The following is a 20,246-nucleotide window of genomic DNA, read 5'->3' on the forward strand; positions in this document are numbered from 1 at the left end:
TCTATCCGGTATTAGCCCCGGTTTCCCGGAGTTATCCCAGTCTTACAGGTAGGTTGCCCACGTGTTACTCACCCGTCCGCCGCTCGTTCCACAAACTTCATCCCGAAGGAATCGGTTTGCTTCCCGCGCTCGACTTGCATGTATTAGGCACGCCGCCAGCGTTCGTCCTGAGCCAAGATCAAACTCTCAATAAAAGACTTGCACAGGATGTGCTGATGCCGATGTTGCGACATGGACGTCGCGGTCTTAATCGGCAACATATGATCTTGCTCGCTTAAAAGCTAGCATATTGCTTATATTTCTTACTCGTTGTTTGATTCAGTTTTCAATGATCAGGCATCTAATGGTGGGCCTGAGTGGACTCGAACCACCGACCTCACGCTTATCAGGCGTGCGCTCTAACCAGCTGAGCTACAGGCCCATTATGATTTTGGAGCGGGTGAAGGGAATCGAACCCTCGACAACAGCTTGGAAGGCTGTGGTTTTACCACTAAACTACACCCGCATAATAATAGTATAATAATTTTCGTTGTTTTCACGCATTAATTTCTAGCTTATGGTTCCTGTCCCTGCATCTTCTCGCATTGCTTCGAAGTTGGCTTCTTCGGGACAACTCGCAGTTAATCGACGATGTTTCGCTCGTCACTAAACTACACCCGCATAATAATAGTATAATTTTGTCTTCTCTATATATTGGAAGGTATTTTGCGAACCTACTGGTCGGGAAGACAGGATTTGAACCTGCGACCCCTTGGTCCCAAACCAAGTGCTCTACCAAGCTGAGCTACTTCCCGGAATGGCGCGCCCGAGAGGAGTCGAACCCCTAACCTCTTGATCCGTAGTCAAACGCTCTATCCAATTGAGCTACGGGCGCTAATAAAAGCGACATCTCTTAATGTAACACAGATCGTTTGACATTGTCAATACTATTTTAGAAAAAGATGCGAAATGCGGTCGAGAGGACTTGAACCTCCACGGGATTACCTCCCACTAGGCCCTCAACCTAGCGCGTCTGCCATTCCGCCACGACCGCGTCATATAAAAAAGAAATGGTGAGCCATGGAGGATTCGAACCTCCGACCACCTGATTAAAAGTCAGGTGCTCTACCAACTGAGCTAATGGCTCTTAATAATATAATAGGATAATTGTTTATTTGTGATTCTAATTGTAATAGTTGATGGTAATTCAAAGATGATTTGTGCTCGTCTTGTCGCAGCTTAAAACACGCTGCCACTTTCCTCGCAAAACCTACGATGAAGTTTTCTCTAAGTTGTTGGTCGGTTTCTCTACCAACTGAGCTAATGGCTCTTAATAATATAATAGATAATTGTTTGTGAAATATCGATCATACTTCTTGATAAAATAAAAATGGCTGGGCTACTAGGATTCGAACCTAGGAATGACGGGACCAAAACCCGTTGCCTTACCGCTTGGCTATAGCCCAACACTGGCGGTCCGGACGGGACTCGAACCCGCGACCTCCTGCGTGACAGGCAGGCATTCTAACCAACTGAACTACCGGACCTATTAAATTTATGATGACCCGTACGGGATTCGAACCCGTGTTACCGCCGTGAAAGGGCGGTGTCTTAACCGCTTGACCAACGGGCCATTATTTAAATGGCGGAGAAGGAGGGATTTGAACCCTCGCGCCGCGTAAGCGACCTACACCCTTAGCAGGGGCGCCTCTTCAGCCTCTTGAGTACTTCTCCAAATGGCTCCACAGGTAGGATTCGAACCTACGACCGATCGGTTAACAGCCGATTGCTCTACCACTGAGCTACTGTGGAATAGTAACTTAAGCGACGATAAATATAATACAATATCTAATTTAGTTTGTCAACAACTTACATGAAATTAATTTCTCGTCGTTGTTTACATTTATACGTCTACTAAAAACAAGTGCTTTTATAATTTATCATATCTCCAATCTATTAGTCAACAGATATTTACATAAGTCGTCGTTATATTTTTGCCATTCTTATTTGGTTAATTGCTTATCCCTCTTATCCGCATTCTCAGCAACTATTATTTATTGAACGAACTTTAGTTTTCCCCTGCATTTTCCGCATCTATACTTCGTTGTATTCACTCTTCTCTTCCTATTGTATAGTTGACCACAACTAATGCACTCATATTGATACGTGTAGTCATTCTCCATTGATGGAAGCATCCTACAGTGGCGGGGCGAGTTTGTTTTCTTTAATAAGTCTCGAAATTCTTTATCTCTATGCTTATAACCTTTTCCTTCTATATGAAGATGATAATGACAGAGTTCATGTTTAATAATACCTTCTAATTCATCATAACCTAATTCCTCTAAATATTTTGGGTTTAATTCAATTTTTCGCTTACTTGGTATATACCTTCCGCCAGTTGTTCTTAATCGTTTATTAAAACATACTTCATCTATAAAAGGCTTATGAAAATACGTTTTCGATATTTCGTCCACCAATTGCTGTAAATCCAATTCTTTTATTTTTCCCATTTAAGTCACCACACTATCTTCTAAACATATACTAATTATATGACCAATTCTTTATTGGAGGGACAGATATGCCTGGTTGGTTGAGAAGACAATTGTCTGTAGCCTTTCATTCAAAGGACAAATCACAAATTAAACTACTTAATCAATGCTGGTATTATTATTGTAACCATTTAGAAGATGAACGTAATTCTTCCTAGTGGTCATATACTTACACTTTTCTCTAGTACTCCTAGCTCAAACTACCCTTCGCTACTGTACGATAATACACCCTTAGTACTCTATTTTAAAGAGCTTCTCTCCTTATTTTGAAGAGAAGCTCTTAGTATTATTGTATCATCGTTAATGCAATTCGTTGTTTATCAACTTGAACATCTTCGACCCATACAGTAACAATATCTCCTACCGAAACAATGTCCATCGGATGTTTCACATACTGGTTTGACATTTTTGAAATATGGACCAACCCATCTTGCTTTACTCCTATATCCACAAATACACCAAAGTCAACTACGTTTCTTACTGTACCTTGTAATTCCATTCCTTCTTTTAAGTCTTCCATAGCTAATACATTTTTCTTTAGTAATGGTGCAGGTAGATCATCACGCGGGTCTCTATTTGGACTCGCTAAGGATTTTAAAATATCTTGTAAAGTTGGAATACCAACAGATAATCCATCTGCTAGCTGCTGCACATTTACTTGAGCTAATTTTTGTTTTAACGTTTCACTACCTAAATCATCTGTAGTTAATCCTAATTCTTTCAATAGAGATTTTACGACTTCATAGGATTCTGGGTGGATAGGTGTCTTGTCCAAAGGCTCTTTCCCATCTAATACACGAAGAAACCCAATACTTTGCTCGTACGTTTTATTTCCGAGTCTAGGGACTTTTTTCAATTGCTTCCGGTCGGAAATTCTCCCTAATTCTTCACGATATTTCACAATGTTATTCGCTACCGTTTTATTCAATCCAGAAACATATTGTAGTAAAGAGGATGAAGCTGTATTCACATTAACCCCAACCTGGTTTACAGCTGTTTCAACGACAAAAGTCAAGGATTCATTTAGTTTCTTTTGGCTCACATCATGTTGGTATTGTCCAACACCTATCGCCTTCGGGTCTATTTTCACTAGTTCAGCAAGTGGATCTTGCACCCTGCGTGCAATGGATACCGCACTTCGCTCTTCGACCTGAAGATCAGGAAATTCTTCGCGAGCGAGTGGGGAAGCTGAATAAACACTTGCACCTGCTTCATTAACAATTAAATAAGCGACATCTAGTTTGTTTTTATCAATGGTGTCCGCTATGAATTGCTCTGTTTCTCTTGAGGCGGTTCCATTTCCAATCGCAATTAGTTCTATTGGATACTGGTTCATTATTTCTAATATTTTCTTTTCTGCTCCCTTTACATCATTTCTAGGAGCCGTTGGATAAATAACACCAACTTCATTCACTTTACCGGTTTCTGTTATTACCGCTAACTTACAACCTGTTCGAAAAGCAGGGTCTACCCCTAATACATATCTCCCTTTTAAAGGTGGCTGTAGTAACAAGCTTTGGAGGTTTTTAGAGAAAACATCTATCGCTTGTTCTTCTGCTTTTTCAGATAATCCATTTCGGATTTCTCTCTCTATAGAAGGCTGAATAAGTCGCTTATAGCTATCTTCTATTGCTTCATTTAAAAATAGTCCTACCTCATCTTTTGCATGAGTTGCTACAATTTCTTTTCTTAAATAAGACAGGATTTCTTCAACTGGAGGATCTACAACTACTTTCAATAAATTCTCTTTTTCTCCACGGTTAAGAGCGAGAATTCGGTGTGATACGATATTACGTACTGCCTCACTAAATTCATAGTACATTTCATATACTTTTTTCTCGTCATCTTCGCTATTCTTTACCGAGGATACTATGGTGCCTTTATTATACGTGACAGATCGTATTCTATCTCGATATTCTGGCTCATCGGCAATCCATTCTGCAATTATATCCTGCGTACCTGCTAAAACATCTTCTATTGTATGAAGTTCATGTTCCTCATTTATGTAATTCTTTGCCTCCACTTGGATATCGACCTTATCTTGGTCTTCAAATATGTGCTTTGCGAGAGGCTCCAATCCTTTTTCTTTCGCTATCGTAGCTCGTGTTCTACGTTTTTGTTTGAATGGACGATATAAATCCTCCACCTTTTGCAGTTGCGTTGCCTGTTCAATGTTTACTTTTAATTCTTCTGTTAACTTGCCTTGTTCCTCAATTAAACGAATAACCTCTTCTTTTCTTTCCGCTAAAGATAGTTCATAATTCCAAGTATCTTGAATTTCTTTGATTTGTATTTCGTCTAAAGAGCCTGTCTGCTCTTTTCGATATCTTGCAATAAATGGTACGGTATTACCTTCTTCTAATAAATGAATCACTTTTTCTACAGAGGAAGGTTTTCTATTTATCTTTTTTGAAACTGCTTGTAACAAATAAGTACGGTTCATACTTTACCTCCTTCAACACTCTCTATATTTTAGCAGAGTTCTCCTTCGTAACGAAATAGTTTCCTGTATACACGTAGCTAAATCAAAGAAAATTATATTCCTACTATACAATCATGGACTTCCGTAAGTTTGATTCAAACATTAAAAATACCCCGCCAAACCGGTAAATGGTCGGGGGATATCTCTATGTTACTTTCATTGCTATTATTGTTGTATCATCTTCTAGATCACCTGTATATAATTCTGCAAAACTGTTTGTGATGCTCTCCATATCTTCGCCTACAATAGGCATACTAGAGATGTCTTCTGATGTTACACCATCGGAAAAAAGCACAAAGGTCATGCCACTTTTAAGCTTATTTCGAACAATTTTGTATGGTCTCTCGTAACCAGTTAGATAACCTGCTTGTGGTATATTTCTCGTTTTTATAGAATCCTCCGTGACGGTTATAAGACTAATGTTACCTATTGATGTATAGTAATATTCATCACTTTCGAAATCCATTTGAAGAATACCTAACACAACGCCTCTTTTTCCTAACAATTGTTCATTACATCTTCTCAGTATTTGTTTAATTGGCTCTTTATAATATTTCTTTATCGTTTCCACAACAAGTTGCGAGGATTCCTTTGCAAATTCGCCACTCCCGAGCCCATCAGCGAGTGCACAGATAAAAGTATGATTGGTTTCAAGGTAAAAATAACTATCTCCACAATAATAATTACCTTTTTTAGGCTTTTGAAAGACAGACACTTCTACCCGTTTTTGATCTTCCATTCTAACGGATTGCCTCCACATTCTCTGCTAGAAGTGCTTCCCGTAACTTTTTAATAGCATGACGCTGGATACGAGAAACATGCATTTGAGAAATACCTAATAATTCGCCTGTTTCTTTTTGACTTTTGTTTTCAAAATAGGTGTACTTAAGAATTTGTTGCTCTCGATCGGTAAGTATGGGCAATACTTTCTTGAGCAACAATTTTCGTTCCACGTCATCATAGCCTTTATCCTGGTTTCCAACTAAATCTAAAATAGAAACCTCGCTTCCATCTGCATCTGCTTCAATTTTCCGGTCTACTGACAATGCATTATAGCTTTGTCCCATTTCCATCGTCTCGAGAACTTCTTCCTCAGAAACATCTATATAGGCAGCAATTTCTTGAATTGTTGGTGATCTTTGACTCTTTATCGTTAGCTCTTCCGTTGCTTTTTTTATTTTTGGCCCTAATTCTTTTATACGCCTTGGGACATGAACGCTCCATGTCTTGTCACGTATAAATCTTTTTATCTCTCCGATAATAGTTGGAATTGCAAATGACTCGAACGATCGACCCACCTCTGGATCATACCTCCTGATTGCAGCTAGCAGTCCTAACATCCCTACTTGCTCTAAGTCCTCATAAATCATTTCATTTTTAGCATATTTTCTCGCGATAGATTGAACAAGTTTTTTATACGTTAAAACAATTTTCTCTTGGGTCTCTTTATCTTCAGGATTCGTTTGATATTGTTTAATCCATAGGTACACCTCGTCATCTCGATTATGGTGTAGTCGAGATTTGGTCGTCATTGATATCCACCTCATTTTCGTGGAGGTATTTTGTCATTAGGACGATTACTCCGTAGTCATTCTTTATTTCCACCTTATCCATGAGAGCTTCAATTAAGAAGAGGCCAAACCCTCCTTCTCTTAATTCTTCTACTGAATGTTTGTTTTCATAAGGGCCTATTTCTGCTTTAACTTCTTCTAAGTCAAAGCTTCCTCCACGGTCAGCTACCATTATTTCTAGACGGTTCGCGTACAACCCAAATCCAATCGTTATTTCGCCATCATCTTTTTCGTCATATGCATGTGTAGTGGCGTTAGACATAGCTTCTGAAATAGCTATTTTTAAATCTTCAATTTCCTCATAGCTAAATCCCATTCTACTTGCGATTCCGGAAATACTAAGACGGACTACTCCAACATATTCTGGTTTAGCAGGTACTTTCATTTCAATGAAGTCAAAGGATTCCATTTATTTTCCACCTCGTACTGTTGTATCGATATTCATAATGCTATCTAGCCCAGTTATCTCGAACAATCTTCTAACTCGATCATGCATAGAAACGAGACGCATTTCACTGTTGTATTCCTTCGTAGATTTTAAAGCACCAATAAAAACACCAAGCCCCGTACTATCCATGTACGTAACATTTTCTAAATCGACAATCACTTTTGCCCCTTCTTGCTTTGTAAGAGGAACTAAGGCTTCCTTTAATTGCGGAGCGGTATAAACATCTACTTCCCCATTTACCTTAAGTATCTTTGTTTCGCCATTATCTAGTCGCTCTATTTCTAGATTCATGCTTGTACCTCCTACTTATGAATTTAGATTTATCCTAACCCCTCGAAAGGATACATGTATAATTTCATTAAAACGTATGCGTCTGTACGTTGGATTTTCCCTCATTTAATAGTTACGAAACTTGCTTTTTTAAAATGATTAGCGTAAAGTCATCACGCAACTGGAAATCCTGTAATCGTTCAAAATGCCTGAAAACTTTGTCAACGGCTTCTTGGGCTGGTAAATGCATGTGCGCCTTAATTACTTCTAATACTTCCTCAATCTCTAGAAACCTTTCTCCAACACGACATTCTGTAACTCCATCCGTAAACAAGATGATCGTATCATTTTTCTCAAGTTGGACCTTTACCTGTTCATAATTTGCCTCATCTGATACGCCTAAAACAAGTCCTTTTGTTTTCATTTCATAAAAGCGATCGTCCTTGGCACTATAGTAGTAGCCAGGCTCATGCCCTGCAGAGGCATAGTGAAGCGTACACGTTTCATATTGATACCATCCGTAAAACATCGTAATAAACATACTAGCTGTAACATTTCGCTCGACAACTCGATTTAAGCTTTGAAGAACTTGACTAGGATTTCTCATCGTTTCCGGCAAACTGTCTAAGGAATACTTAATCATGGACATAGCTAGTGCTGCAGGAACTCCCTTACCAATAACGTCTGCGATAGCTATGCCAATATTTTGATGGCGGTCTTTTACAAAATGGTAGTAATCCCCATTCATTTGATGTGCAGGTACACTAATCGACCCAATATCCAGCCCAGGTACGTTTGGTTTTTTCGTCGAAAGTAATGTTTGTTGCATGCTTGCCGCAACTGCTATTTCGGACTCAAGCTCTGTTTGCTTTTCTCTAAGACTTATAAACTCTTGGTAAGCTAGGCCATACGATATCATCGTCTCTAAGAGAAAGTTTAATGAATCGTCGATAGTTGGTGGTAAATCAGGATAAATTTCCTTCAATGATTGGATATGAATGTTAATAATTTCTTCCGGCAATATATTATGTCTCATTGTTTGCTTACTAAATTGCCCTGCTTGGTATAATGCATTTTCATCTTTTGTATACAAGTATTTCTGTAACATTTCTTTATATTTATTTACATCCATTCGAAAGGGCTCCATATTTATATTAACCTCCCAGTTATGTAATACCGCTTCATGCTTCTAGGAAGTGTCACATTCAATTTATCTCACCCATTTAATCGCCGTTACTGTAGTACCTTTACCTGGCTCAGATTGTAAATCAAAATGATTCATCAGTCTTTTTACCCCTGGTAGACCTGCCCCTAACCCGCCAGATGTTGAGTATCCATCTTCCATAACTCTACCCAAATCTTCTATTCCCGGCCCATTATCATGTGCTGTGATTTTTATTCCGCGTCTATTCACTTCAGTAATTACTTCATAATCAATTTGACCGTCTTCAGCATACAAATAGATATTTCTAGCTAACTCAGAAATTGCTGTGGCAATTCTCGCTTGATCAACAGTTCCAAATCCCAATTCTTTCGCCATTTCTCTTCCCATTTGTCTTGCGCTAACGATGTCCCATTCTTTTCTGATTTTCACACAAGATTTTATCTCCATGCCTACTCCTCCAGTTCCTGGCGAAGTTTAATCAGGCCTTGTTCTAGATTTAATGCAGTTGGGACATTTTGCATATGAACACCTAAATCAATCAGCGTCATTGCGACAGCTGGTTGGATACCTGTTAAAACAACTTTAGCACCCATGAGATCAGACATTGTAACCACATCACCAAGAACTTTTGCAATAAAAGAGTCAATAATATCCACGGAGGTTAGATCAATTACAACTCCTGTTGCTCCACTCTTGTGAATCTTGTCCAATAAATCTTCTTGAAATCGAATGGCTGTCTGGTCATCCAAATCAACTTGAATGGATACCAATAAGTAATTATGAAGCTTTAGTATTGGTATTCTCATTGTGTGCACCCCCCTATTTTAATGAGTCGAGAATATCGGTCATGTCGTTCGTGGAGTTATCTAGATTTACGATTTCACGATTGGTTATCTCTAAGGCTGATTGAAATCCTTTTCTCAGGGAACTCTTTGTCGGAAAGTTACTCAAATCAATGCCAAGATTGACAATCGTTTGCGCAATCTCCGGACGTATTCCAACTAATATGCATGTAGCACCAATTAATCGAACAGCTTCTGCTGCTTGAATAATATGATGTGCTACCATCGTATCCACTACTGGAACTCCAGTTATATCCATTAATACTACTTCGGAGTTATGTTTCATGACACCTTCTAGTAAGTTTTCCATAATCTGCTTCGCTCGCTCTGTATCAATTGTTCCGATTAGAGGCATTATGGTTATGTTTTCCATAACCGGGATAAGAGGTGCTGATAACTCCTGTAAAGCTAATCGTTGCAGCGATACAGTATGCTCCCAATTCCCGGAATATTGGTTGACAAGCTGTTTGATAATCGGCTCGACCCAATCGTCTACAACAGTTAGAATCTTTGAAAATTCAACCGTTTCAACCGAGCTTGATTCCGTTAATATAAAATCAATGGTTACCCTACGGAATGATTGTAGACCATCAGTAATATAACTTAATGGCCAACCTAAATTAATAATCCGCTCTGCAAAAGCATCTAATTTTGCAATTTCATCTGGATGATCAATACTTGCAAAGATATTATTAACGAACTCACGATTGGTCGATTCATACAATTCAGTAGAAATAGAAGATGTATAATCTCCCTTTCTCTTCTCTGCAATCTCTTTTAACCATTTTGCTGCAACCTCATCGCTATGCTCTAAAACAATTCTACGTAATACTTCTGGCATGTTCTCCCCTCCAACGTCAATTGCATGATTTATCAATTTCATTCTACATTATATGGAATGAAATGCAAACACAGTTAGTAATGCATTATAATAACAAACCTAGTTTCCTAGTTGTTTTTTATAAGGCTCCATTTAACACATATACCTCTTTTTAAAAGTGGTCAAACATTTTTTTAACAACTTTTCTAAACTTTCATATAATGTATGAAGCAAGCGCCGTTTTTGGTGCCATTTAAATTGATAGAACACTTATTTTCTTGGATGTAGATTATCTCTACTAGAACTCCACTGTTTTGATGAATCTCATCCCTTAAACAATCAAAAAACACCTTGTCTTTAATAGAAAAGACAAAGGTGTTTGAAGTACAGAGTGTTAGATATCTGTCAATCCAAGACTAATCTCTAACCCTCTATCTATAAGCTCCATCATGCTGCTATCTAAATGCGTAATCTTATCTGTTAATCGTTGCTTGTCAATCGTACGAATTTGTTCTAATAAAATAACAGAATCACGTTCAAAACCATATTTTTCTGCCTCAATTTCAACATGTGTTGGTAACTTTGCTTTTTGAATTTGTGCAGTAATTGCAGCCACAATAACTGTTGGACTGAACCGATTTCCAATATCATTTTGCAAAATTAATACAGGGCGCACTCCTCCCTGCTCCGATCCAACAACAGGAGATAGATCGGCGAAGTATACATCGCCTCTTTTTACAATCAAAATCTACACCCCGCTCACTAAGCGTTCAAGGGTGGTTTCTGCCTCCTCTTCGGCTTGGAAAGCTTCCGATGCTATATGAAGATTAATATTTGCCATTTCTAAATACCCTTTTTGCATAGATTCTTGAAAATGCCGTTTCTTCTTCTCACGTAAATAATTCCTCGTGGCTTGGCAAATAAAATCACTTAAATTACTGTCTTCATTTTTCATCAAGCCATCCACCTCATTTAGTAGGTTTTTAGGTAATCGTACTGCAACTTCTTGTAAGTCCTCCGACAAAACCATACACCTCCACCAAACATGACAACCCCGTTATTAATAATCATTTCCATCATACCATATGGGTTCCTTATTGCAAAGGGGATTTTAAGAAAATCGCATTTTTCGTCAGTGGTTAGTTTTGCCAAAAAAGTGATAATTAATTCGTATTCTACCTAATATAAACTCTTGGTATCCGTGCACTTAGCATACATGCGACTTCATAATTGATGGTATCCAAGTATTCAGCAACATCATCCATCTCAATGGTTTCGTGCTCATCTGTGCCGATTAGTGTCACTTTATCGCCGATTTTTGCCTCTTTTGTCAAACGCACCATTAATTGATCCATACAAATTCGGCCGACAATTTCACATCTTTCCCCGTTCACTAGTACTTCCATTCCTTGAAGTGCTCTTCGTATCCCGTCTGCATAACCCAATGGAACTGTACCAATCCATTCCTCTTTTTCTGCACGATAGGTAGACCCATAACTAATGGCTTCGCCTTTGTTTACTTTTTTAACGTGTGTTAAACGGCTAAATAGAGATAGAGCTGGCCTTAGGTTGATTGGGTTTTCTTTCTTTACAATTGGTGAAGGATATAAACCATACATACTTATCCCGTATCGGATAAAATGCTGCATTTTTTTCGGAAACCTCATGCTTGCTGCACTATTACCAGTATGCATGATTAATAGTTGTGACCAATGCTTAGCAAAGAAAGATTGGAGTGTTTCAAATTTTGTTAATTGTTGATTAAAATAGGCTACATCTTCTTCATCTGCTGTTGCAAAGTGTGTATATACTCCTTCTACATGGAATGTCTCATTTTTTAATAATGGTAAGATGTCGAGAAGTTCTTCTTCTGTTCTCAGTCCAATTCTCCCCATTCCCGTATCCCATTTTAAATGGATTGTAACAGGTTGCGATAACTCCAAGTCTACAACTTCTTGCAACCATTCTTTTTGATAACAAGTTAAAGTAATATCTTTCTCTACTGCTAGTGGAACATCCTCAGGTCGAGTTCTACCCATCACTAAAATTGGCGCCTCAATTCCTGCTTCTCTTAGGTGTAATGCTTCATCTAAAAGAGCTACAGCTAGTCGATTTGCTCCTGCTTGAAGTGCTACCTTTGCGACTTCTACATCACCGTGACCATAACCATTTGCTTTTACAACAGCGTATATTCCTGTATGTGCTTCTAGTCTGTCACGTAGTTGTTCGATATTATATTGTATATGCTGTAAATTTACTTCTATCCATGAATCACGGTAAAATTTTTCTTCCATTTTTTGTGATGCTCCTTGTCTCTACAATCCGTATTCCGTTAAATTGTATTCTAGCACTATCATAAGTAGATGACAATTTATCATTTCTGGATGAATAAATTCGGAGAAATGGCATTGCTTAACTAGTGATATTCGCTTTTAACATTAGATTCTTCTGGCGCAACATGGGATTGTCAGATTTAAAATTAGATTCTATATGCGTAACATGGGATTATCAGGTTTAACATTAGATTCTATATGCGTAACATGGGATTGTCACGTTTAATATTAGATTCTTTTGGCATAACATGGGATTATAACGTTTAATATTAGATTCTTTTGGCATAACATGGGATTATAACGTTTAATATTAGATTCTAAGATGCTCCTACAATAATAAACCTAGAAAAACGTGATATCCGATTTTCGTAAAGGCTTATCTAATGTTAATTTGAGATATCTGACTTTCGAACTGCGTTATCTAATGTTAAACCTAGATATCTGATTTTCGAATAGTGTTATCTAATGTTAAACCTAGATATCTGATTTTCGAACAGCCTCAGCTAATATTTAAAATGGATAAATATTTTAAACAAAAAAACAACCCGTTTTCAACAACGAGTTGTGCTAGTAATCTTATTTTGTTGCTTGATCAGTCATAGAAACAGCTACTTCAATCATCTCGGCCTTTGTTAACTCGTCACTCGCTAAGTAATAATTTATCCCATTAGCTTGCCATCTTAGTGCAGAGTTTGTCATGGCACCTACACTGAAACCAAGATCTACTGGCTCACCTTGGATTAACTCTGGTGTGCTTGTACTAGTTGGATAAACATCCAGTGTTTCTTGTATGATCGTGAAATTCCGCTCCCCATCATACGATAAAAGTACGCGTTTGCCATTCTCCGTATTCATCTGATCCTCTTCTACTAACTCAGCGCCAAACGTTTCTTCTGGGTAGAAAACCGTTAATTCTTTCGGTAGCTGTTCTTGGGCCATGACTGGAACTCCGAAAATACTGCTCGTCATGTTTTGCTTCATATCAAACGTGTCCTCTGGAAGGTCTGGATCTTTTTGAAAGTTCGAATATTCTACTTCTACTACTTCCTTTTTATCTTTATCCAGAATCTTCACTAAAACAGGCGCATAAGAATCTTTGTCAAAATAAATTGTTTGGTACGGTAGATTACTGTTCGCCTCGTAGTTTGTCTTTGTTTCAAATACATAGTAATTATCCGTTTGGCTGAACGTTGATTCTTTATCATTAATAATATCTTTGATTAAAGAATGGAATAAATAGGGTTGGCTATTATTATCTGGCCATTCACTTTGAAACTTAAAGCTTTTATTTAGAGCTGGAGTTAAGACAAAAACTCCTTCTTCATTTCTCAAAATGATTTGGCTACTCTCTTCATCTTGTTCATTCTTTAATAACACCCGATAAAAGTCTTCTTTTTTGTGAGTTACTTCAATACGAAATACTTGAGCCTCTTTCCCAGTTTCGAGTGTCATTAGGGCATTTGTTTGATATGCTGATAATTCGTCCGCCATATTTTCTAATTTGCCCAGTACGTCTTCTTTTGATTTTTCTCCACAAGCTGCTAATACAATCACTAACATCAATCCTACGAAAAGGATGATATATCTTTTCATCGCGACATCTCTCCTTTGTCTCAAATAAGAGGACAAAGGGAACACGATTACGCCTTTAGAAATGTACGAACTACGAATGGAATTTGATAGTTATAATTTCCGATACTAACCTCTCTAAAGTGTTTTTCATAGTTGACATGTATGACTTGTCCCTATTTTTGGTTGGAGGATAACAATCATTTATCACTATATTTAAATTCTTGACACAACTATTATCTTTACACAGTAGCAGCCTTCTCCTACTACTCCAGTAGAAGATAAATCGTATAGCCTTCATCATTATCTAATGTGCAATAGCGAAAGTATCCCAACCGTTTGTGTACTATGAGAATTTTTTTAATTAAATATATTTATTAAATTTCAATAGATGGTAGAACCCGCACCGTTATTAAAAATCCTTTCATTAATTCCCCCTTCACTAATCCTATATTTATCCAATTCGTACACTTCTTCAGCGGTTACGATGTACATCTTGTTCCCTCTTACCCGCAATAAAATAGTATGAGACAACCTATCCAATTATGCCGAAACTGTTTCAATAATTACTTGGGCAATTGCATACTCTTTACTATGGGAGATGGAAAGATGTATTTTTTTATCTGATACAGCTATACTTGTAAGATGTGGCGCACCTTTAGGGTCTGGTAGGATTTCTATGTCTTTAAAACCTACTTCTCCTATTCCTGTACCTAAAGCTTTAGAGAAAGCTTCCTTTGCAGCAAATCTTCCTGCTATAAATTCTATTTTTCTCCTTTGCGATGTATAACTATGCAACAATTCCTTTTCTCTTTCCGTTAAAATTCGGTCTACAAACTTTGCTCCTTTTTCTACTATGTCCGTTATTCTATCTATCTCTACTAAATCAATACCTATACCAATTATCATCGAGATTTCCTCCGTCTCTTTACTCTTCCTATCAGTATATCAAAAAATAGTTTGATCTATAGTTATATCGATAGCTTTGTATTAGGTGAAGCACTTCTTCCTATGATAAACTATTGCTGAAATACAGAAAAAATTAAACACTCATTGGATAATCTTACGTTTATAAAAATATTCCATAAAAAGGAGTTACTTCATGTTTATTCGAACAGAAGGATTCAAAGACTTTTTTCGTTTATATCCGCTCGTTTCTATCATCGTCTCTTTCCAGATTGGAATTGCGGTCATTGGTTGGATCATCCCACCGCTAGGAGATCTTATTATGTTTTATGGGGCTGGCCACCATTTCTTTATCGAGCAAGGTGAATATTGGCGATTCCTTACACCTATATTTCTTCACTCTCCACACAATGTCGGCCATATCCTTTTTAATTCCTTTGCTTTGATTCTATTTGCTCCACCGTTAGAACAAATGCTAGGAAAATTAAAGTTCTTATTTGTTTATCTATCTACTGGAGTACTTGCCAATATACTGACTTTCTTTGTCGAACCAACGCCTTATTATTCACACGTTGGAGCTTCTGGTGCAATTTTCGGTATCTTAGGTTTATACTTCTTTATGGTCTTTTTTGAAAAACGTTTAATCAGTCAATCTGATGCTAAGTTAATTCTAATTATCACCATTATCTCACTAGTAATGACTTTTTTACGTCCGAATATTAACATTCTTGGTCATTTGTTTGGACTTATTGCTGGATTTGCCTTAGGCCCTATTCTATTACAAAGTGCCAAGCCATTTAACCCTTCGCAAACGCCGAGAAGGCGGACAAGTAACGATGGTGTTAACTTTGATCCTAATCGTTGGCAGAAAAAAAGATATCGCTATCGCCATTGGATGAAACCAATAGTAATAGGAATCTTTATTTTGTTAGTGCTTATTGGTATTCTAAGTAATTTTCTATAAGAACAATCACATTCATTAAGGGGGAATTTGAATGACAGCCATTTGGCTTTTTACAGTTGCGGCAGTAGTAGCTGCAGGAGGGATTTTACTAGCTTTCAAGCGTTTGATGCGTGGTTTACAACAACGTATAAAAGAAAATGATTTTCACCATAAAGGATTACAAAAAGATCAAACGAAATATTTTCTTCAAGTTGCTATGATAGAAGCGATTCCTATTTTCCTAATTATTCTTGGGTTTATGTATACAGGAGAAGACCCGTCACTTCTGTGGACAATAATAGGTTTATTTTTCACTATTGGCATTATGGTCATTAGCTTCGTTCAAATAAAGAAAGAAAAACTAGAAATACAACATGATGTCGATAGAGTACCCGCAGAAATGAAGAAATATATACAATCCGTTGTTACGGTAGGCTATATTACAACTTTAGGTGTACCGGTTATTTCATTGGTGGTTATTATTATTACCTATATGTCTTAAAAGCAAAGATAAAAGGTATCCAACATACTACATTGGATACCTTTTTCTTATTTATTAGGAATTGCTTTTGGAACGTTTATTTTGAAACTTTCTATTACGGCCACCTTGCTTGCCTTTTCTATTAAAGCTTCCACGCTTGTCGCCACCACCGCCGCGGCCTCTTTGACTGTAGCTTCCTTTATTCTTCGAGCCATGTTTCACACTAACAGGCTGAACAGATGTCAATGTAACAGGAGTTTGTCTTCTTTCTCTTGTCATCATCTTTAAAGCAGCAGCAATAATCGTAACTGAGTCGTGTTCATCTAATAATTCAGTTGCTGTTTCGCGATATTCTTGCAGATCGCTTTGCTGGATTGCCTTCATGATCTTTTCTGCTGTTAACTGCTGTAGGCCACGTTTCGCTTCATCATAGCTTGGCGCTTGCATACGTTTCATTTTGCTCTTTGTTACCTTTTCAATCAGATGCAAATGTGGTACTTCTCTAGGTGTGATAAAGGAGATAGCCTCTCCAGTTTTTCCAGCACGCCCTGTACGACCAATACGGTGTACATAGCTTTCTGGGTCCTGTGGTATATCAAAGTTATAAACGTGTGTAACCCCGGATATATCCAAACCACGTGCTGCCACATCTGTTGCAACGAGAATTTCAATTCGACCTAATTTAAATTTATTCAATACAGATGTTCGTTTACCTTGCGTTAGATCACCGTGAATTCCTTCCGCTCGAAAGCCTCTTGCCTGTAATCCTTCGGTTAATTCATCTACACGCTTTTTCGTTCTACCAAAAATAATCGCTAATTCAGGTACATGAATATCTAATAGGTTTGTTAACGTATCGAACTTTTGCTTTTCTGTTACTTCAACAAAGAATTGATCGATATTAGATACCGTCATTTCCTTGGATTTTACTTGTACTTTCTCTGGGTTTTTCATTAGAGTCTTAGCAATGTCCAAAATTTCTTTAGGCATCGTCGCAGAGAATAGAAGCGTTTGACGTTCTTCTGGAATTGCCTCAAGAATGCTTCGGATATCGTCGATAAAGCCCATGTTTAACATTTCATCTGCTTCATCTAAGACTGCCACTCGAACATCGTCTACACGGATTGTTCTGCGTCGTAAGTGGTCTAAAAGACGACCTGGTGTCGCTACAACAATATGCGGGCCGTTTTTAAGAGCCTTGATTTGGCGTTCCATATGTTGACCACCATAAACTGGTAGAGTTTTTACTCTGTTTTCTCTTCCTAATTTATGCAATTCTTCAGAAACTTGAATCGCTAACTCTCTTGTTGGTGCTACTACTAATCCTTGAATTTTTCGAGCATTAGGTTCAATTTTTTCAATCATAGGGATACCGAATGCAGCTGTTTTACCTGTACCAGTTTGTGCCTGACCAATAACGTCCTTTCCCGTGATTGCTAATGGAATGGTTTGTGCCTGAATAGGTGTCGCTTCCTCAAAACCCATCTTTTCTAATGCCGTTAGTATTTGCTTTGAAATACCTAATTCGTTAAACTTAGTCACTATAACTTTCTACTCCTTCTATTTCGTTTATATTTTCAGTGTAACCAATTTATTATTCTTTTAATAATTCTTATAAGGAAAATGGATAAGGAAATGATTCATCGTAGCAATTCCCTTTTCATTTTAATTTGCTAATTAAATTTTATTATTATCATTAATAGCGGCGAATAATGAATTAGCCTGAATTAAGAATTGGCTCGTGTAACCACAAGAGAATCATTACATTTCCTTATGTCCAATGAAAAAAGCCTTCCATGAATAGGAAAAGGCTTGCCAAACACTGCCAATTGATTTACTAATCATACCATAATTTTATCTGCATGACCAATAATTATTCATAAACCCTTTCCGGTGACATTTACTTATAGAATTTTATATTGTTTTAGTAAAGATACAAATATTGTTATACTAAATATCAATAATAAAAAATACGAGTATACTTTCTTATTTTCCTTATAATAAATTAATTAAACTTCCTTGCAGGTGATGTTGTGAAAAATAAACTTTTTATCCCTTATACAGCTGTAGTCATAGGTGTTATTGCTCTTTCTTTATCTGCTATTTTCGTACGATTGATTGAGGAGGCACCTGTTGCGATTACAGCTAGCTACCGATTATTGCTAGCTGGTATTATATTATTTCCTTATGTTTTTCTAAAAAAACGTAAGGAATTAAAAAACTTAGGAAAACGTGAAGGTTGGATTGCTATTCTGGCAGGTATTAGTTTGGCGATCCACTTTATTCTTTGGTTTGAATCGCTTCAATATACATCTGTAGCAAGCTCTGTTGTGCTTGTTACATTGCAACCTATCTTCGCTTTTATCGGAACGTATCTATTTTTTAAAGAAAGATTTTCTAGTGCGACGATTATTAGTATGCTTATCGCTATTTTTGGAAGTTTTGTAATTGTGATGGGGGATTTCCAACTAGCAGGTGACGCTTTTTATGGAGATATGCTTGCTCTCACAGCAGCTCTATTTATTACCATTTACTTCCTCATAGGTCAGCAAATAAGATCCAAAACATCTGTGACGACGTACACATTTATCGCTTATACAATCGGTGGTTTGTTTTTACTCATTTATTCACTCTTAAAGGGGTATCCACTCGTTGAATATCCAGCAAACGATTGGTTATTCTTTATATTGCTAGCTATCATTCCAACTATTTTTGGCCTCAACTTACTCAATTGGTCATTAAAATGGTTCAGTACGTCTCTTATATCTATGGCTATTATCTTAGAGCCAATTGGTGCCTCTGCCTTCGCTTATTTACTTTTTAACGAGACCATTACTTGGTCACAATGGCTTGGTGGAACGATTATCATTTTCGGCTTGTTTCTCTTTGTTACAAGTACAAAAAGGGAGCGGAACATGCGGTTGACCGTCTCCAAGCACGATAAATAAGAAAAGCGTAAGCGCCTTGTTCACCCCCGACAAGCTTAAGTAAGGCTTGACGTGGCGTTCTTTGCCACAGAATAGCATTACTTAAGACCTCGAGGGGGTAGGCCGCTTGCGCTAGACAATAAGAAAAGCAAAAGCGCCTCGCTCACCCCTGTACGTGCTTTACTGTAATGCTCGTACGGAGGTGTTCTTTTTATTTAATTTCTTTGTCAAAAATGAAAACACTGCTTGAATTACTAAATCTTTATCTTCACCTAGTAAAATCAGATGTTTGGAATTATAAAAATATACAACCTCTGTCTTCGCAGGTATTTCCTTATCAAGATAATGAACCGATTTATAAGGTACCATGCCATCCTGTATTCCTTGAACAATGAACACAGGAGTCTTGATTTTCTTTAAATAAGGCTTCGTAAATTTCATACATTTCAAAAATTCCACCGAGGCGGAAAAAGGCACAAGGCCAAACTTTCGTCGGTAATTTGCGAACACCGGATCTGTATTTAACGTTCTCCTGACAGCTTTCCAGGCAAAATTCGCAATATCCATGCTCATTCGTGGGATACTAAAGAATTTCCTTGAAGCCGACAGTAGAACAAGCTTTTCCACTTGATATTTTGCTGCAAGATAACTCGCAATCATTCCTCCCATCGAAAAGCCTATAAGATAAATGGTTTCTTCCTTTTCTCTTATATGTAAAAAAGCTTCCTCCGCCGTTTTTATCCACACCTTGTGGGATACTCCAGCTAAATCTAATCCCTTTCCCTCTTCACCTAATCCATGTCCAGGTAAACAAACCGTCTCGATCCGCCAATCTGTGTGCTCTCTAAGGTACTTATCTAATGGTTCAACTTCATAAGGACCTCCAGTGAACCCATGAATAAGTAAACATGCTGTCATTTTATCTTCCTCCACATTAGCTAGTATTCTATTTTTCTTACAC

General features: G+C 37.5%; 21 protein-coding genes, 11 tRNA genes and 1 rRNA gene. 4 read left to right on the plus strand and 29 right to left on the minus strand.

Annotated elements, in window-relative coordinates:
• The 13 genes from GGQ92_RS09310 to GGQ92_RS09370 all read right to left on the minus strand — a co-directional run.
• Window positions 1-194 (minus strand): 16S ribosomal RNA (locus GGQ92_RS09310); the annotation flags it as partial.
• Window positions 195-344: 150 nt separating this feature from the next.
• Window positions 345-421: transfer RNA gene (locus GGQ92_RS09315), tRNA-Ile, on the minus strand.
• Between the two features lie 10 nt (window positions 422-431).
• Window positions 432-505: transfer RNA gene (locus GGQ92_RS09320), tRNA-Gly, on the minus strand.
• 212 nt (window positions 506-717) lie between these two features.
• A tRNA-Pro gene (locus GGQ92_RS09325) sits at window positions 718-794 on the minus strand.
• A gap of 3 nt (window positions 795-797) precedes the next feature.
• Window positions 798-874 (minus strand) — tRNA-Arg (locus GGQ92_RS09330).
• Between the two features lie 75 nt (window positions 875-949).
• Window positions 950-1,033, minus strand: a tRNA-Leu gene (locus GGQ92_RS09335).
• A 17-nt stretch (window positions 1,034-1,050) separates the two neighbouring features.
• Window positions 1,051-1,126 (minus strand) — tRNA-Lys (locus tag GGQ92_RS09340).
• Window positions 1,127-1,370: 244 nt separating this feature from the next.
• Window positions 1,371-1,445: transfer RNA gene (locus GGQ92_RS09345), tRNA-Gln, on the minus strand.
• Between the two features lie 4 nt (window positions 1,446-1,449).
• Window positions 1,450-1,526: transfer RNA gene (locus tag GGQ92_RS09350), tRNA-Asp, on the minus strand.
• 14 nt (window positions 1,527-1,540) lie between these two features.
• Window positions 1,541-1,612, minus strand: a tRNA-Glu gene (locus GGQ92_RS09355).
• 10 nt (window positions 1,613-1,622) lie between these two features.
• Window positions 1,623-1,713: transfer RNA gene (locus GGQ92_RS09360), tRNA-Ser, on the minus strand.
• 3 nt (window positions 1,714-1,716) lie between these two features.
• A tRNA-Asn gene (locus tag GGQ92_RS09365) sits at window positions 1,717-1,791 on the minus strand.
• Between the two features lie 242 nt (window positions 1,792-2,033).
• Entirely contained in the window at window positions 2,034-2,489 is a 456-nt protein-coding gene (locus GGQ92_RS09370; RefSeq protein WP_184247622.1) for a SprT family protein, read from the minus strand.
• Between the two features lie 68 nt (window positions 2,490-2,557).
• Between GGQ92_RS09370 and cmpA the strand changes: the two genes are divergently transcribed.
• On the plus strand, window positions 2,558-2,686 hold the full coding sequence (gene cmpA, locus GGQ92_RS09375; RefSeq protein WP_184247624.1) for a cortex morphogenetic protein CmpA: 129 nt from the start codon (window positions 2,558-2,560) through the stop codon (window positions 2,684-2,686).
• A 128-nt stretch (window positions 2,687-2,814) separates the two neighbouring features.
• Here the strand turns inward: cmpA and GGQ92_RS09380 are convergent, their stop codons facing one another.
• The 14 genes from GGQ92_RS09380 to acpS all read right to left on the minus strand — a co-directional run bounded on the left by GGQ92_RS09380 (window position 2,815) and on the right by acpS (window position 14,937).
• Entirely contained in the window at window positions 2,815-4,971 is a 2,157-nt protein-coding gene (locus tag GGQ92_RS09380; protein ID WP_184247627.1) for a Tex family protein, read from the minus strand.
• 184 nt (window positions 4,972-5,155) lie between these two features.
• A complete protein-coding gene (locus tag GGQ92_RS09385) occupies window positions 5,156-5,749 on the minus strand; it encodes a SpoIIE family protein phosphatase (protein WP_184247631.1) in 594 nt (197 codons plus the stop codon).
• A gap of 1 nt (window position 5,750) precedes the next feature.
• Window positions 5,751-6,542 carry an RNA polymerase sigma factor SigB gene (gene sigB / locus GGQ92_RS09390; protein ID WP_184247634.1) on the minus strand — a complete coding sequence of 264 codons (792 nt, stop codon included), beginning with the start codon at window positions 6,540-6,542 and terminating at the stop codon, window positions 5,751-5,753.
• Window positions 6,514-6,990, minus strand: coding sequence for an anti-sigma B factor RsbW (gene rsbW, locus GGQ92_RS09395; protein ID WP_184247638.1), 477 nt, complete (start codon window positions 6,988-6,990; stop codon window positions 6,514-6,516). Before rsbW ends, sigB begins: the two co-directional genes overlap by 29 nt.
• Window positions 6,991-7,320 (minus strand): STAS domain-containing protein, encoded by a 330-nt coding sequence (locus tag GGQ92_RS09400; RefSeq protein ID WP_184247641.1) that lies wholly within the window; start codon window positions 7,318-7,320, stop codon window positions 6,991-6,993.
• 112 nt (window positions 7,321-7,432) lie between these two features.
• Window positions 7,433-8,446 (minus strand): PP2C family protein-serine/threonine phosphatase, encoded by a 1,014-nt coding sequence (locus GGQ92_RS09405; protein ID WP_184247644.1) that lies wholly within the window; start codon window positions 8,444-8,446, stop codon window positions 7,433-7,435.
• Window positions 8,447-8,509: 63 nt separating this feature from the next.
• Window positions 8,510-8,911, minus strand: coding sequence for an anti-sigma regulatory factor (locus GGQ92_RS09410; protein ID WP_184247647.1), 402 nt, complete (start codon window positions 8,909-8,911; stop codon window positions 8,510-8,512).
• 2 nt (window positions 8,912-8,913) lie between these two features.
• Entirely contained in the window at window positions 8,914-9,270 is a 357-nt protein-coding gene (locus tag GGQ92_RS09415; protein ID WP_221437287.1) for an STAS domain-containing protein, read from the minus strand.
• A 13-nt stretch (window positions 9,271-9,283) separates the two neighbouring features.
• Window positions 9,284-10,147, minus strand: a complete 864-nt coding sequence (locus GGQ92_RS09420) for an RsbT co-antagonist protein RsbRA (protein ID WP_184247653.1) — start codon at window positions 10,145-10,147, stop codon at window positions 9,284-9,286.
• Window positions 10,148-10,520: 373 nt separating this feature from the next.
• Entirely contained in the window at window positions 10,521-10,871 is a 351-nt protein-coding gene (locus GGQ92_RS09425) for a type II toxin-antitoxin system PemK/MazF family toxin (protein WP_184247656.1), read from the minus strand.
• Between the two features lie 3 nt (window positions 10,872-10,874).
• Entirely contained in the window at window positions 10,875-11,156 is a 282-nt protein-coding gene (locus GGQ92_RS09430) for a CopG family ribbon-helix-helix protein (RefSeq protein WP_184247659.1), read from the minus strand.
• Window positions 11,157-11,301: 145 nt separating this feature from the next.
• Window positions 11,302-12,420 carry an alanine racemase gene (gene alr / locus GGQ92_RS09435; protein WP_184247662.1) on the minus strand — a complete coding sequence of 373 codons (1,119 nt, stop codon included), beginning with the start codon at window positions 12,418-12,420 and terminating at the stop codon, window positions 11,302-11,304.
• Window positions 12,421-13,035: 615 nt separating this feature from the next.
• On the minus strand, window positions 13,036-14,052 hold the full coding sequence (locus GGQ92_RS09440; RefSeq protein ID WP_184247665.1) for a LolA family protein: 1,017 nt from the start codon (window positions 14,050-14,052) through the stop codon (window positions 13,036-13,038).
• Between the two features lie 519 nt (window positions 14,053-14,571).
• The gene (gene acpS, locus GGQ92_RS09445; protein WP_184247668.1) at window positions 14,572-14,937 is read right to left on the minus strand and encodes a holo-ACP synthase; all 366 of its coding nucleotides are present in this window, start codon (window positions 14,935-14,937) and stop codon (window positions 14,572-14,574) included.
• Between the two features lie 193 nt (window positions 14,938-15,130).
• Between acpS and GGQ92_RS09450 the strand changes: the two genes are divergently transcribed.
• Both GGQ92_RS09450 and GGQ92_RS09455 read left to right on the plus strand, forming a co-directional pair.
• The gene (locus tag GGQ92_RS09450; RefSeq protein ID WP_184247670.1) at window positions 15,131-15,898 is read left to right on the plus strand and encodes a rhomboid family intramembrane serine protease; all 768 of its coding nucleotides are present in this window, start codon (window positions 15,131-15,133) and stop codon (window positions 15,896-15,898) included.
• 31 nt (window positions 15,899-15,929) lie between these two features.
• Window positions 15,930-16,379: a hypothetical protein gene (locus GGQ92_RS09455; RefSeq protein ID WP_184247673.1), complete on the plus strand. Its 450-nt coding sequence runs from the start codon at window positions 15,930-15,932 to the stop codon at window positions 16,377-16,379.
• Window positions 16,380-16,433: 54 nt separating this feature from the next.
• Here GGQ92_RS09455 and cshA read toward each other — a convergent pair whose 3' ends face one another.
• Window positions 16,434-17,900 carry a degradosome RNA helicase CshA gene (cshA, locus tag GGQ92_RS09460; protein ID WP_343068803.1) on the minus strand — a complete coding sequence of 489 codons (1,467 nt, stop codon included), beginning with the start codon at window positions 17,898-17,900 and terminating at the stop codon, window positions 16,434-16,436.
• Between the two features lie 491 nt (window positions 17,901-18,391).
• On the opposite strand from cshA, the gene GGQ92_RS09465 reads away from it, so the two are divergent.
• Complete coding sequence (locus GGQ92_RS09465) at window positions 18,392-19,306, plus strand: EamA family transporter (RefSeq protein WP_184247677.1); 915 nt, start codon at window positions 18,392-18,394, stop codon at window positions 19,304-19,306.
• Window positions 19,307-19,465: 159 nt separating this feature from the next.
• Here GGQ92_RS09465 and GGQ92_RS09470 read toward each other — a convergent pair whose 3' ends face one another.
• The gene (locus tag GGQ92_RS09470; RefSeq protein WP_184247680.1) at window positions 19,466-20,203 is read right to left on the minus strand and encodes an alpha/beta hydrolase; all 738 of its coding nucleotides are present in this window, start codon (window positions 20,201-20,203) and stop codon (window positions 19,466-19,468) included.
• Window positions 20,204-20,246 lie beyond the last annotated feature (43 nt).

The organism is Gracilibacillus halotolerans (assembly GCF_014206945.1).
Classification (GTDB): domain Bacteria; phylum Bacillota; class Bacilli; order Bacillales; family Amphibacillaceae; genus Gracilibacillus; species Gracilibacillus halotolerans.

Coding starts and splice junctions, on each gene's coding strand:
- acpS (WP_184247668.1), bottom strand. CDS start 14,937: ATGATAATTGGTATAGGTATTGATTTAGTAGAGATAGATAGAATAACG.
- GGQ92_RS09420 (WP_184247653.1), bottom strand. CDS start 10,147: ATGCCAGAAGTATTACGTAGAATTGTTTTAGAGCATAGCGATGAGGTT.
- rsbW (WP_184247638.1), bottom strand. CDS start 6,990: ATGGAATCCTTTGACTTCATTGAAATGAAAGTACCTGCTAAACCAGAA.
- GGQ92_RS09405 (WP_184247644.1), bottom strand. CDS start 8,446: ATGGAGCCCTTTCGAATGGATGTAAATAAATATAAAGAAATGTTACAG.
- GGQ92_RS09430 (WP_184247659.1), bottom strand. CDS start 11,156: ATGGTTTTGTCGGAGGACTTACAAGAAGTTGCAGTACGATTACCTAAA.
- alr (WP_184247662.1), bottom strand. CDS start 12,420: ATGGAAGAAAAATTTTACCGTGATTCATGGATAGAAGTAAATTTACAG.
- GGQ92_RS09370 (WP_184247622.1), bottom strand. CDS start 2,489: ATGGGAAAAATAAAAGAATTGGATTTACAGCAATTGGTGGACGAAATA.
- GGQ92_RS09410 (WP_184247647.1), bottom strand. CDS start 8,911: ATGGAGATAAAATCTTGTGTGAAAATCAGAAAAGAATGGGACATCGTT.
- GGQ92_RS09415 (WP_221437287.1), bottom strand. CDS start 9,270: ATGAGAATACCAATACTAAAGCTTCATAATTACTTATTGGTATCCATT.
- sigB (WP_184247634.1), bottom strand. CDS start 6,542: ATGACGACCAAATCTCGACTACACCATAATCGAGATGACGAGGTGTAC.
- GGQ92_RS09400 (WP_184247641.1), bottom strand. CDS start 7,320: ATGAATCTAGAAATAGAGCGACTAGATAATGGCGAAACAAAGATACTT.
- GGQ92_RS09470 (WP_184247680.1), bottom strand. CDS start 20,203: ATGACAGCATGTTTACTTATTCATGGGTTCACTGGAGGTCCTTATGAA.
- GGQ92_RS09385 (WP_184247631.1), bottom strand. CDS start 5,749: ATGGAAGATCAAAAACGGGTAGAAGTGTCTGTCTTTCAAAAGCCTAAA.
- cmpA (WP_184247624.1), top strand. CDS start 2,558: ATGCCTGGTTGGTTGAGAAGACAATTGTCTGTAGCCTTTCATTCAAAG.
- GGQ92_RS09455 (WP_184247673.1), top strand. CDS start 15,930: ATGACAGCCATTTGGCTTTTTACAGTTGCGGCAGTAGTAGCTGCAGGA.
- GGQ92_RS09450 (WP_184247670.1), top strand. CDS start 15,131: ATGTTTATTCGAACAGAAGGATTCAAAGACTTTTTTCGTTTATATCCG.
- GGQ92_RS09380 (WP_184247627.1), bottom strand. CDS start 4,971: ATGAACCGTACTTATTTGTTACAAGCAGTTTCAAAAAAGATAAATAGA.
- GGQ92_RS09440 (WP_184247665.1), bottom strand. CDS start 14,052: ATGAAAAGATATATCATCCTTTTCGTAGGATTGATGTTAGTGATTGTA.